Source organism: Larkinella arboricola (assembly GCF_003259745.1).
Classification (GTDB): domain Bacteria; phylum Bacteroidota; class Bacteroidia; order Cytophagales; family Spirosomataceae; genus Larkinella; species Larkinella arboricola.
Map to the genome: position 1 here is coordinate 454,819 of NZ_QLMC01000001.1, position 12,611 is coordinate 467,429.

Here is a 12,611-nt window from a genome sequence, read left to right on the forward strand (position 1 = left end):
AATATATTCAACTAAGATAATTGGTTAATTGTTGATTTTTCGCCGGAAACGCTAAAAACTATTGTCTGGCGGTATATATCCGGCACCATTCTTCCGGCCATTCTGGTAGTTTTGCAATCAACGTCTCACCTTTATGTTTACGGCATGGTGGCTTTTGAAAGTCTTTTTAGTAACGATGAAAATCAACCCTGGGAGGAGGCTGGCCCCGGTGTCCGGCGTAAAATCATGGCCTACGACGCCAACCTCATGCTGGTGAAGGTCCAGTTTGAAGCGGGCGGTATCGGCGCTGTTCACCACCACTACCACACGCAGATGAGCTACATCGAAAGCGGACGGTTTGCCATCACGATTGGCGACGAAACCCGCGAACTGAAAGCCGGTGATGTCTATCATGTGCCACCCAACATTCCACACGGTGCGTTAGCTCTGGAAGCCGGAATGCTGGTGGACGTGTTTACGCCCATGCGCGAGGATTTTCTGAAATCCTGAAAAGCAGACGGTACCATTCATTATTTCACTATTTTGAGTCAGGATTTACCACTGGCTCTTCATGAATTACCGTTCCCGGGTTCTCTCGTTTTTATTTGCGCTTTCGGCCATTACCTACATCGACCGTACCTGCATTTCGCTGGTTGCGTCGGACATCAAGACCGACCTGGCAATCGGCAATGACCAATGGGGCTGGGTTCTGAGCGCGTTTGCGCTGGCCTACGCCCTGTTCGAACTACCAACCGGTGCGCTTGGCGACCGGCTAGGCCCTCGCCGGGTGTTGACGCGGGTGGTGGGCTGGTGGTCGGTGTTTACGGCACTGACCGGAACGGCGGCCAGTTGGTTATACCTGGTGGTCGTGCGGTTTTTGTTCGGAATGGGCGAAGCCGGGGCGTACCCCAACGCGTCGATTGTGGTCTCTCGCTGGTTTCCACGGCAGGAAACCGGACGGGCCCAGGCTTACATCTGGGCAGCCGGGCGCGTGGGCGGAATGCTGGCCCCCTGGGTGGTGGTGCCGGTGGCTACGCAGTTTGGCTGGCGGGCTTCCTTCTACGTCATGGGGTTGCTGGGCCTGCTCTGGGCGGTTTGCTGGTACGTCTGGTTCCGCGATTTTCCGCGCGAAAAACAGGACATCAGCACCGACGAGCTGGAATACATCGAGCAAAACCGGCGGTTTCGGACGGCGAGCCATCACATTCCCTGGCGGGCGGTGTTGCGGAGTCAGAACATGTGGGCCATCATGCTGATGTTTCATTTTTATATGTACGGCGCTTATTTCTTTACGGGCTGGCTGCCGACGTATCTCCGCGAAGGCCGTCACTTCGGCAAGGAAGAAATGCAGTGGTTTGCCACGCTGCCGTTTTTGCTGGGGGCCATTGGTTGCTTTACGGGCGGTTATCTGAGCGACTGGCTGGCCAAACGCTACGGCCTGAAAACCGGTCGGCGGGTGGTCGGTATTGTGGGGCTCGGGCTTTCGTCGGCCATGATTCTGTTGTCGGCGCTAACCCAGGACAATTCAACGGCGGCCATCTTTCTGTCGATGGGCATGGGTTTCAAAGACCTGACCCTGCCGGTTTCGTTTGCGGTTTGCAACGACGTAGGCCGGAGCCAGTCGGGCATGGTATCGGGGGCCATGAATACCGTCGGGCAACTCGGGGCGGTTTTTCTGGGCGTTTTGTTCGGGTATATTGTTAACGTCACGGGCGACTTCAACCTGCCGCTGTTTCTGATTGCCTTTCTGTTGTTGTGTAGTTGCCTGCTCTGGCTCCGGATCGACCCGACCGAGGAGGTCATACTGACTTAGTAATACCGTCCCAGCAGGCGGTTTTCTACAATCTGCTTTTTCATTTCCAGCACGTTGATCGTGCCCTGTTTGCTGTAGACGATTTTGCCGCCCGGTTCTACCAGAATCGTGTAAGGCAGTGCGCCCTGCCATTTCGGGTCGATGGCTTCGATGAGCGCGTATTTATCCTCCGAACTAAAAATGTAATTCCGGTTGGAAGCTTCTTTCTTTTTCAGAAATTCCAGCGCCTTGGTTTTTTTATCGGGTTTGTCGGCTGAAACGGAAACGAACTCAAAATCCCGTTCGCGGTACATCCGGTCAATGCTCACAAAATCAGGAAACTCCTGCACGCAGGGCCCGCACCAGGTGGCCCAGACGTTGATCAGCCGCAGTTTGTCGGAATCGTTCTGAATCAGCTTTTTCAGCCCGGCCACATCAATGTCTTCGAGCGAAACCGGGCGTTTGGCCCATTCGGCCTGCTGTTTTTTGATGTAATCTTCCTTTTCCATCCACTTGACCGAGCAGCCAAACGTTTTGGTGGTCGGGACCGGCACTTTCTGCCCCGCCAATACCGCATCCAAAGCCGTTCGGGCATCTTCGGCGTTGCCCGTGCCCGGTTTTTCTTTGGCGTCAAACCGACCGGCGTATTGCAGTTTGCGGTCTTTGTCGAAAATGAAAACGTGGGGTGTTGCCACCGGACCGTATTTCAGGGCCGTAGCCTGCGTGTCGCCGTCGTACAGATACGGGAAGTTGTAGCCTTTCGCTTTGGCACGGATTTTCATTTCCTCAAAACTGTCGCTGAGGTCGGTATACCCCAGTTCGGCCAGACTGACCGTGGCGGGGTTGTTGGGCGAAATAACGACAAAGTTCACCTGCTTCGGTTTGTAATCCTTCACCAGTTGAATCAGCCGGTCTTCGTAAGCCTGGGCGGTGGGGCAGTGGTTGCAGCTAAAAACAATCACCAGCGCGGACGAACCGGCAAAGCTTTTCAGGCTGTATTGTTTTCCATCAATACCGGGTAGCGAAAAATCCGGTGCTGACGCTCCAATGTCCAGCGTTTTATGATCTTCCTTCGGCGCAGAAGCCGCCAGACCCAGCAAAAGGACCAGCCCGGTTATCCAGGTTACTTGATGGGTTAAAGGTTTATAAATCATAGTAATACGCTTTTTGGTAGTGGAATTGTATTAGTATACCTGAAAATAATTAAATGCTGTAGATTTCGAAAGTGAAGTCGTTACTTTCTTCCGGTTGGGTGACTAAAAATGTGAATTCAACCGACATTTTTTTGAAACCGATACCGGGCAGGTTACTTTTAATGAGCGGTTTACAACCGCCGTAATTGACGAATCCAAATCAGGAACACAACGTGTCCGTGCCCAAACTGAATCCGCCCGAACTGCTGAAAAGAACCGAACCCATCAACGACACATGGCTCCAGATCATTGGCGTTCCGCTGGCAGTGATGCCGTTCGTGCTTTTTTATCTGCACGAATACGGCTACAAATGGCGGCTTTTTGCCCAGACGTTTAGCTGGGGCATCGTTTCGACGGCAGTAACCTGGCAGGTGCTGCGGTGGTGGGTAATGCGGGTCCGGCAATGGTATGCCGACCGGACGCAGTTTCGGCAACGGCTTTTGATGACGTTCGGCGGGTATCTGCTGTTTACCATCCCGCTGCAACTGGCCGAAACCTGGACGGTCAGCCAATTGGACCTGACGGGCCTGATTGCGCCCCCGGAGTTTCCGCGCGTTTACCTGATTCACCTGGTCATGGCGTTGCTCTTCGCGTTTGTGGTTGGGGTGATTTACGAAAGCATGTACTACCTCGAAAAAAACCGGGAAGCAATTCTGGAAGCCGAATCACTTAAAAAAGTGGCGTTGCAGAGTCAGTACGATACGCTGAAAAATCAGGTAAATCCCCACTTTTTGTTTAATTCCCTCAATTCGCTGTCGTCGCTCATTACCGAGGATAAAAAGCTGGCTGGCGAATTTCTGGATGAACTCGCCAGCGTATACCGGTATTTATTACAGGAAGCCGACCGGGAGGTGACCTCACTGCGGAGCGAGGTCAATTTCATTCACTCGTATTTGTTTCTGATTCAGAAGCGGTTTGGCCCGGCGATTTCGTATACGATTCAAATTGACGACCCGTGGCTCGACACCCTGCTCCCCCCGCTGACGCTTCAGACGCTGGTCGAAAATGCCATTCGTTATAACGTCATTTTGCCCGAAAAACCGTTATGGCTGAACATCCATACGACAGATCAGGGCCAGTTGCAGGTCGTAAATCCAATTCAGCGCAAGCCGTTGCGGGTAACGGCCACGCCCATCGGCCTGGGTACCCTGACCGACCGCTTCCGGCGGCTGGGATTACCGGCGCTCGTTATCAGCGACGATGGCGAAGAATTTCGGGTAACGGTTCCGCTCATTCGGCGGTAACAGAAAGCAGATACCGTTCACATAAAAGTTTGCCAGCTTAATGGGGCTGGCGTCTACTTTTGCAAACCAGTAAACAACAATACATCATGAAAACGCTAAAAATCAGTCTCTTCTTCGCGCTGCTGAGTGCGACGGTTAGCAGGGCTCAATACGCTCCACTGGGCGCTATCACCTCCTGGGCCGACGGCTACGTGGTCACGACCGAAAATGATACCATCCGCGGTAAAGTCCGGGTGAATACGATGGTGAATGACGCCCCCGCCAGCATCGTGGTTCGGCTGGCCGACGACAAGAAAGTGACCTTCAAGGGTGAAAAACTGCGGCTGGTGGCCCAGGACATTCCCAAGTTTGCTTACGCGACCGGCGCGATTCCCCGTGAACGCGAACAAATCGTGTTTGAACGGGTTCCGAATCCGCGTAAAGACGGCAAAACGGCCCTGCTCGAACGGCTAAGCCATCCCGGAAAAATTACGCTGTACTTCGACGCCAACGGCTGGAAAAAGAATGCGGAGTATACGTTCGGCAACTTTACCATCGCCACCAACCCGAAAGACCTCAGCTTTGTGGTGGTGAAAGACCAGACCAACGCCCGGATCGTGAAGAAAGGAACCTTCGACGATGAGCACGAAGCCCTGTTTGGCGACTGTCCGGCTTTTGTGCAACGGTTTCCGGCGGCCACGCGCCGGGACTGGAAGCGGTTTGGCGATCTGGTGGAATCCTATAACCAGACCTGTGTGGTAGGCGTCGCGTTGAACTAACGATATTTTCTGAAAAATCAGGGCTGACCTGTAGCGTTTGTTTTCTGCTTTACGTCATGGTGATGAATACTTTACTATCATCTACTACCATGAAAAAAACGTTCATTTTTTCCAGCATCCTGAATTACCGAAAAACCACCACCCTGCTAAGCTTTGTGCTGCTGATGGCCCTCGGCGCCTGTAACCAGAATTCGGGCAACGACGAGCCGGCTCCGTCCGGTAAGGACCTTACTGCGCTGGTGAAGAGTCCGGAAGAATACAACCGGGCCATGAACGCCCGGACCAAAGCCCAGGGCATCCCGTTCACCATCGAAAACGTAAGCCGCGAGGGCAACATTCTGACCGTCAAAGTAAAAGGCGGTTGCTCGCCCGAATCGTTCAAAGCCGTCTGGAACGGGATGGAGATCATGCTCTATCCGCCGACGATTCACCTGGCCTTGCTGCACGAAACGGCGGAAGTATTCGGCTGTCCGGTTGATATGGAACACACGCTCAAAATTGACATTACCAAAGTGGTGGGCGAGGGCGATCATTCGAATACAACGTTTGTCGTTTACAACGGGTCGAAGGTGCAGGACACCACGCTGAACCCGGACGGCAGCGTCTCCAACAAATAAGTTACTATCCAGCGTTGAACGGGGAGTCGCGCGCGGCTCCCCGTTCTTTTTATCGCCCGTAGCCGGTGGTATGGCACCCGACTGTACACCTTTCGAACGACAACTCATCGAAGGATGCCGCAACGGCAGTCCGCAGCACCAGGAAATGTTCTACAAGCATTTTTACGGGTTTGTTATGGCCATTGCGTTACGCTATCATCCGGCCCGGCAGGAAGCGGGCAGCGTGGTCAATGATAGTTTTATGAAGGTTTTCGACCGGATTAACCGGTATGAATTTACTGAAACGTTTCGCGGCTGGCTGCGCCGGATTGTGGTCAACACCGCCCTCGATCACTACCGCCGACTGGCAAAACACACCCACGCACTTGATCTGGATCAGGCCGATAGCCAGACGGTTCTGGTTGAGGATTCCGTCATTAGCCAACTAACGGCGGACGATATTCTGAAGCTGCTGCAACACCTGCCTGCCCAATACCGTATGGTGTTTAACCTCTACGAAATCGAAGGGTATTCACACGAAGAAATTGCCCGGCAACTCAACCTGTCGGTTAGTTCGTCGCGGGTGTACCTGGTGCGCGCGAAAGAGCAGTTGGCGCGGTTAGTGAAGCGTTATTTCCCGAATCACAATGAAAGATTCTATCCATAAAAAGCTGACCGAGCACATTCGGAAAACCGTGGGGCGGCATGAAGTCTCTTACGAACCCGGCTCGTGGGAGGAGTTTCAGCGGTTGCGAAACCGGCGCAGGCAACGGCAGCCCTTTGTCTGGTTCCGGTATGCAATGGCGGCCTGTCTGCTGCTCGGTATGTTGGGCGTACCGCTCTGGCTGTACGTCAAACCGTCCGATTCGCCAGAGCAGTCCGTCAGGCGTCCGCAGCCGGTTAATCCGAACGATCAGCCGGAAGTTGCTCAACAGCGGTCGGCCAATCCGGTGCTGGATCAGGCTGCTGGGGCGACTAAACCCGTCAACCAGCCATCCCTGTCCCGGAATAAAGATTTACCTCAAGACCGTATTGCATGGAGAAACGCTCTACCTCGTCAAAAAGAAGGATACGAATCGCGTTCTGATACCGAACGGCAAATAACATTGGAAGCCCGTCGAAACCGTCAGAAGGAACTCCGTCAACCCATCCTGACTCAATCGACGGAGCGTCTCCCTGATAACAAAAACACCGCTTCCCGTTCGGAAGAAACCGTTAAATTGGCCGGTCCGCCGGGTTCGTTAGCCCTGATAAAACCGCGAGCGCAACCGGCTTACCGCTGGTCGCTTCGGCCACTGGGCCTTCCCCTGAGCATGGAGCCAACAGAGCCGCTGACCGCACAAGCTGATCGGTCTAAAACCGGCCGGAATCCGGTCTGGAGCGTTGGTCTGGCCCCGCAGTCGGTTTATGCAGCCGGGAGTTCGGCTAAAGCAACAGTGGGCGGGGGGCTATTTTCTGAAATACCGCTCAGCAAACGGTTTAGTTTGTCCACCGGTCTGTCGATGGCCCGGCAGACGCTCGGCACGGCGGAGTCCGGACCACTTATCACCTGGTTGAGTCCTCATCTGGTTTCCACCGACATCCGGCTGACTACCCTTGATGTGCCGCTTAACGTCCGTTTTCGTCCCAAACGGTTGTCCCGAACGGGTATGTACGTCGAAGCCGGTTTGTCGTCTTTGGCTTTCCTGAACGAACGGTATGCGGAGACGTACGAACAGCAAAGGGAAGTGACGGTGCTGGTCATGGGATCGGACGGGCAGGAGCAGGCCGTCACGCAGTACGTCACGGAGCAGCAAACCGTCACCCATTCAGAACCGGCTTTTCAGCGAATTTACTGGGGGCGGCTGGTCAACGTTTCCATTGGCGTCGAGCGTCGGCTGGGTAAGCAATTCCGGTTATCGGCCGAACCGTATCTAAAATATCCGATCGGGCCGTTCACCCGCGAGAATCTGATGCTCGGGTCGGGGGGCGTCAGTCTGCGGCTTGGCTTTCGGGCGGGTCGTTAAGCCATAACAGTCAGCTTCCTTTTCAGGTGTTGAAACAAGTTGACCGCAGCCCGCACCAACAAGTCGCTTGAAAATACAGGTACAGCAAAAATTTCATGGTTAAAGGGCTATAACAATCAGTTGCTTAGCGTAGAAATCGTCCCTTTTTTTCTTACGGGATTGGAACTGGAACGAAAGGTTTCGCCGGATCGGCAAGAAACGCAAGAAAGCCAGTTATTCATTTTTACATAGCTCCTAAACCCGATGAACGTGTTGCTGACCAACAAATTGATTCTTGGTTATACGGGATTACTATTGCTGCTCCTGCAAGGGTGTAAGTTGCCCGCGAAAAAGGAAAGCCGGGAAAGCAACCGGGCCAAATTCGGCGACAACGTGCGTACGACCGAGTTCCGAACCCCCGAAGAAGAACGCCTGGGCTTCCACCTGCCCGAGGGTTTTGAAATCACCCTGTATGCGTCCGAACCCGACATCTCCAAACCGATGAACATGGAGTTCGACGACCGCGGACGGCTTTGGGTCACTCAATCTTCTGAATATCCGCTGCCCGCCGATCCCGGCAACGGTAAAGACCGCATCACCATCCTGGAAGACACAGACGGCGATGGCAAAGCCGACCGTTTTACGCCCTTCGACAACAAGCTGAACATCCCCATCGGCATTTTACCCCTGAGCGAAGGGGCCATTGCCTACAGCATCCCCAACCTGACCCACTACCGCGATACCGATGGCGACGGAAAAGCCGATCAGCAGAAGGTGGTTGTGGGGCCGTTTGGCTACCGCGATACGCACGGCATGGTCAACAACCTCATCCGGGGGTTCGATGGCTGGGTGTATGCCTGCCACGGCTTTACCAACACCTCCGCCGTGGCCGGGGCAGACGGCGACTCGATCAAAATGGTATCCGGCAATACGTTCCGGTTTCGGCCCGATGGCAGCCGGGTGGAACAAACCACCTTTGGACGGGTCAACCCGTTCGGGTACGCTTACGACGAGTCGGGGTATCTGTATTCGGTGGATTGCCACTCGAAACCCATTTACCAGCTTATTCCCGGCGGAGAATACCCGCATTTTGGCAAGAAAGCGCCGGTCATCGGCTTTGCGCCCGAGATGATGAGCTACGAACTGGGTTCAACGGCCATCGCCGGACTGGTCTACTACACGGGTTTGCAGTTTCCGGAAGAATACCGCCATAGTTTCTTCACGGGCGACGTGGTGACCTGCCAGATCAACCGCAACACCATCACCCACACCGGTTCGACGCCCATCTCCAAACGGGAAGCCGACTTTCTGATCAGCGACGATCCCTGGTTTCGGCCGGTGGACATCAAAGTTGGTCCCGACGGGGCACTTTATGTAGCGGACTTCTACAACCGCATCATTGGGCATTACGAAGTGGACCTGAAGCACCCCGGTCGGGATCGGGTCAGCGGTCGCATCTGGAAAATTAAATACGTTGGCAAGAAGCCGCATGAAAACCTGCCGGTCACGGACTGGTCGAAAGCCAGTCTGCCGGAACTGGTAGCCGGTTTGAACCATCCGCAGCTAAACGTGCGGATGAAGCTGGCCGACCGGCTGGTGGATGTCTGGCAGCAGCGGGCCGTCGAACCCGTGCGGCAGATGATGGCTACGGCGGGTGTCAATTCTAAAACGTACGTTCAGGGCCTGTGGATTCTGAACCGGCTGAATGCCCTGCCTGAGGAGCAACTTCAAACGGCCCTGACGCATACCGATCCGCTGATCCAGTTGCACGCTTTACGGGTTTTAATGGAACGAGAAGAATTGGGTGAAAGCACGCACGCGCTGGTAACGAAGGCGCTGGTCAATCCTGACGCGAACATTCGGCGCACAGCCGCTGCGGTGCTGGGACGTTTCCCAAATACCGCCAACCTGGCTTTACTCAGCGACTTGTACGGAAAAACACCGTCAGAGGATTCACATCTGCGCTATACAACGATCATTGCCGTTCGGAACACCCTGCGCAACAAGGCGGTCCTGTCCGAGGTGGCCGGGCGGCAGTGGACCGGTCCGCAACTGACCTTGCTAACCAAAGCGATGACCGACGTTCCGACGCCGGAAGCCGCTCTGTTTGTCCTGAATGAAGTACGCAGCAGCCGCCTGCCGACGGAGCAACTGCCTGACTATGTAGCATTTGTGAGCCGGTATTTGCCGGAATCCCGACTCGGTGAATTGATTTCGGCCGTGCGCACCCGGTTTGCGGGCGATTACGACAATCAGTTTATACTGCACCGCACCATGCTCGACGGCATGGCCAGAAGTGGAGCGGTCGATTTGCCGCAACTGAAAGACTGGGGCGCAGAGCTGGCAAAACGGTTTCTTTCGGAAATATCGGAAGCGGGTGAGCTCTGGAAAATTCGTCCGCTGGAAAAAAACGGTGATCCGGGCTCCTGGTTTACCGCGAGCGATTTGACGACCGAGCGGTTTCAACCCGTCCGTATGATCGTGGGCCAGCGGGGTACCATGTCGCAGCTTCATTCAACGGCCTTCGTGCTGCCCCCGTCGTTGCAGTTAACCGTGTATGATAATGATCTGTTCAATAGCGATTTAAAAACGGGTATGTCGGTGAATGCCGTTCGGGTCCGGCTGGCCGATAGCGGTAAAATCGTTGCCGAATACCGGATGCAGCAGAAAAAGCCCGCAACCAAAAATGATGTGATGGCCCGGCCCACGCTGGACCTGGAACTGTATAAGGGGCAGCGCGGGTACCTGGAAGTAGTGGATAGTTCAAAGGTAAGTACCATCGGTTTTGGTGATCTGCAACCGGCGGTGCTGTCGATGACGGCCAAAGGTCCCAACGAACTGGCCGAGCAGCGGGTGCAGGCGGCTGAACTGGTTGGCCAGTATAAGATAGAATCTCTGGAACCGGCCCTGCAAAAACTGCTGCGGGCCAGGTGGCTCGACGCCCGCGTGCGGACCGCAGCCGCGAACGCCCTGATGACGCTTGCGCCGAACCAGAATCAAGCGTTGGTTACAACGGTTTTTGCGGATCGGACGGAGCCGGTAGACTTGCGGCAAAAACTGGTTTCGGCGCTGGGTCAGGTGCCTTCGGATGCGGTTTTTCAGGCGCTTGAAAACGGTTTATCGGGAAGTGCCCGGCCTTTGCAGGTGGTCATTGCCTCGGCGCTGGCGAACGATGAGCGGGGAATCAATCACCTGATTGCGGCTTTGAAGGACGAACAGGTGGGGGCCGATGTGTTAGCCGAAACGTCGGTTACGGAGCGGTTGACGGCCAAAGCCAGCGCCGAGCAGCAAAAACTGCTGGCGGCTTTGCGGGCCAATGGGGCCAGCGAACGCGAAGAACGGGAGAAGCTGATTCTGGCCCGGATGGTTGGATTGAACACGGCGACTACGTCGGTGGATGCCGGACGGAGCGTTTTTATGAATAATTGCAGCATGTGTCACCAGATCAGAGGCACGGGCGGGCTGATTGGTCCGCAATTGGACGGCATTGGTAACTGGGGTCAGAAAGCCCTGACTGAAAAGATTCTGGACCCTAACCGGAGCATTTCGGAAGCCTTTCGCACCTACAACATTGTCCTTAAAAACGGGCAGACGCAAACCGGTTTGTATCGCCGGGCCGAGGGGGAGGTCATCGTATTTGCTAATCCGGACGGTAAGGAATTTTCGGTGCCCAAAAGCGATATGAAAGAATATAAAGCCTCCAGGTATACGTTGATGCCCGATCAGTTCCGGCACACTATCCCCGAAAAAGATTTTTACAATCTGGTAACCTATTTACTGAGTGTTAAGTAGCTTTTGGCCGGTTTGCACTTTCCATTATTCTACCAGTTGAATACAAAAAATGAAAGATATGGCGCAAAAAGCAGGTCGATGGTCCAAGTTGAGTACGGTTGTCTGCGGTTGTCTGACCCTGAGTGTTCTGGTTTGCCAGGCGCAGCGTAACGAGAAAAAAGGAGGTGAATTGCAGTTCAAAAAGACCGCCCTGTCCCGCGAATTCATTGCCGAAGGGGCAACGGTTATTGATGTCAACAAGGATGGCAAGAAGGACGTGGTGGCTGGCGCCTACTGGTTTGAAGCCCCCAACTGGACGCCCCACGAACTGGCCAAGCCCCAGAAGTTTATCTATAACGAGGGGTACAGCAACTCGTTTCTGAACTTCACGATGGACGTGAACAAGGACGGCTGGCTGGACGTGATCCGCATCGACTTCCCCGGCAAAGCCGCCGTCTGGCACGAGAATCCTAAAAATCAGCCCGGCTACTGGAAGGCTCACCCCATTTACCCCTCGGTGGGCAACGAATCGCCCCTGTTTGTGGATGTCGATGGCGACGGTCGAAAGGACATTGTCTCGAACGATCCAACGGCCAAGGAAATCATCTGGCTGCGGGCACCGGATAAAAACTTCACGGACGAGTGGGAAAAAACCGTCATCAGCAAAGGCGATTCGACGCCCGGCACCCATATGTATACCCACGGTCTGGGCTTAGGCGATGTGAATGGCGACAAACGACCCGATGTGCTCATCCGTTCCGGCTGGTGGGAGGCTCCGGCCAACCCGAAACAGGCCAACTGGACCTGGCATCCGGCAAACTTCGGCGAGGAGTGTGCGCAGATGTATGTGTACGATGTGAACGGCGACGGTCTGAACGATGTGATTTCTTCCTCAGCCCACAAATACGGTATCTGGTGGCATGAGCAGGGGAAAGATGCGCAGGGTAAACCTAGCTGGACCACCCACGAGATTCATAAAGGTTTTTCGCAGAGCCACGGGCTGGCTTTTGTGGATATGAACGGTGACAAAAAACCGGATCTGGTAACGGGAAAACGGTATTATGCCCACAATGGCAAGGTTGATCCGGGCGAAGACGATCCGGCGGTATTGTACTGGTTTGAGTTTAAACCCGGCAAAAATCCCTCCTGGATACCGCATGAAATTGATAACGACTCAGGCGTAGGGCTGCATGTAACGGTGGAGGACCTCAACGGCGACAAACTGCCCGACATCACCGTAGGCAACAAAAAGGGGGTACATATTTTCGAGCAACAGAAACGGAAATAAAGAAA

10 protein-coding genes are annotated in these 12,611 nt (G+C 54.5%); 9 read left to right on the forward strand and 1 reads right to left on the reverse strand.

All coding sequences use genetic code 11. The features are described 5' to 3' along the window. Positions 1–144 precede the first annotated feature (144 nt). Both LX87_RS01880 and LX87_RS01885 read left to right on the forward strand, forming a co-directional pair. On the forward strand, positions 145–489 hold the full coding sequence (locus tag LX87_RS01880; protein ID WP_111626471.1) for a cupin domain-containing protein: 345 nt from the start codon (positions 145–147) through the stop codon (positions 487–489). Positions 490–550: 61 nt separating this feature from the next. Further along, entirely contained in the window at positions 551–1,792 is a 1,242-nt protein-coding gene (locus tag LX87_RS01885; RefSeq protein WP_111626472.1) for an MFS transporter, read from the forward strand. On the opposite strand, the gene LX87_RS01890 is transcribed toward LX87_RS01885, so the two are convergent. Continuing rightward, positions 1,789–2,925: a redoxin family protein gene (locus LX87_RS01890; protein WP_111626473.1), complete on the reverse strand. Its 1,137-nt coding sequence runs from the start codon at positions 2,923–2,925 to the stop codon at positions 1,789–1,791. The genes LX87_RS01885 and LX87_RS01890 overlap by 4 nt on opposite strands. Before the next feature lie 185 nt (positions 2,926–3,110). On the opposite strand from LX87_RS01890, the gene LX87_RS01895 reads away from it, so the two are divergent. From LX87_RS01895 to LX87_RS01930, 7 genes are all read left to right on the forward strand, one after another. Continuing rightward, positions 3,111–4,208: a sensor histidine kinase gene (locus LX87_RS01895; RefSeq protein WP_111626474.1), complete on the forward strand. Its 1,098-nt coding sequence runs from the start codon at positions 3,111–3,113 to the stop codon at positions 4,206–4,208. An 86-nt stretch (positions 4,209–4,294) separates the two neighbouring features. Then, positions 4,295–4,966: a hypothetical protein gene (locus LX87_RS01900; protein WP_111626475.1), complete on the forward strand. Its 672-nt coding sequence runs from the start codon at positions 4,295–4,297 to the stop codon at positions 4,964–4,966. An 89-nt stretch (positions 4,967–5,055) separates the two neighbouring features. After that, positions 5,056–5,583 carry a hypothetical protein gene (locus tag LX87_RS01905; protein ID WP_111626476.1) on the forward strand — a complete coding sequence of 176 codons (528 nt, stop codon included), beginning with the start codon at positions 5,056–5,058 and terminating at the stop codon, positions 5,581–5,583. Between the two features lie 70 nt (positions 5,584–5,653). Beyond that, a complete protein-coding gene (locus LX87_RS01910) occupies positions 5,654–6,229 on the forward strand; it encodes an RNA polymerase sigma factor (RefSeq protein ID WP_111626477.1) in 576 nt (191 codons plus the stop codon). Then, positions 6,210–7,568 (forward strand): outer membrane beta-barrel protein, encoded by a 1,359-nt coding sequence (locus LX87_RS01915; RefSeq protein WP_111626478.1) that lies wholly within the window; start codon positions 6,210–6,212, stop codon positions 7,566–7,568. Before LX87_RS01910 ends, LX87_RS01915 begins: the two co-directional genes overlap by 20 nt. Positions 7,569–7,811: 243 nt before the next feature. Further along, positions 7,812–11,339 (forward strand): PVC-type heme-binding CxxCH protein, encoded by a 3,528-nt coding sequence (locus LX87_RS01925; protein ID WP_111626480.1) that lies wholly within the window; start codon positions 7,812–7,814, stop codon positions 11,337–11,339. Between the two features lie 58 nt (positions 11,340–11,397). After that, entirely contained in the window at positions 11,398–12,606 is a 1,209-nt protein-coding gene (locus tag LX87_RS01930) for an FG-GAP repeat domain-containing protein (protein WP_111627444.1), read from the forward strand. Positions 12,607–12,611: the final 5 nt, after the last annotated feature.

Excerpts from the sequence above, each read along its gene's own strand:
- LX87_RS01880 (WP_111626471.1), top strand. The coding sequence starts at position 145 with ATGGTGGCTTTTGAAAGTCTTTTTAGTAACGATGAAAATCAACCCTGG.
- LX87_RS01885 (WP_111626472.1), top strand. The coding sequence starts at position 551 with ATGAATTACCGTTCCCGGGTTCTCTCGTTTTTATTTGCGCTTTCGGCC.
- LX87_RS01890 (WP_111626473.1), bottom strand. The coding sequence starts at position 2,925 with ATGATTTATAAACCTTTAACCCATCAAGTAACCTGGATAACCGGGCTG.
- LX87_RS01900 (WP_111626475.1), top strand. The coding sequence starts at position 4,295 with ATGAAAACGCTAAAAATCAGTCTCTTCTTCGCGCTGCTGAGTGCGACG.
- LX87_RS01905 (WP_111626476.1), top strand. The coding sequence starts at position 5,056 with ATGAAAAAAACGTTCATTTTTTCCAGCATCCTGAATTACCGAAAAACC.
- LX87_RS01910 (WP_111626477.1), top strand. The coding sequence starts at position 5,654 with ATGGCACCCGACTGTACACCTTTCGAACGACAACTCATCGAAGGATGC.
- LX87_RS01915 (WP_111626478.1), top strand. The coding sequence starts at position 6,210 with ATGAAAGATTCTATCCATAAAAAGCTGACCGAGCACATTCGGAAAACC.
- LX87_RS01925 (WP_111626480.1), top strand. The coding sequence starts at position 7,812 with ATGAACGTGTTGCTGACCAACAAATTGATTCTTGGTTATACGGGATTA.
- LX87_RS01930 (WP_111627444.1), top strand. The coding sequence starts at position 11,398 with ATGGCGCAAAAAGCAGGTCGATGGTCCAAGTTGAGTACGGTTGTCTGC.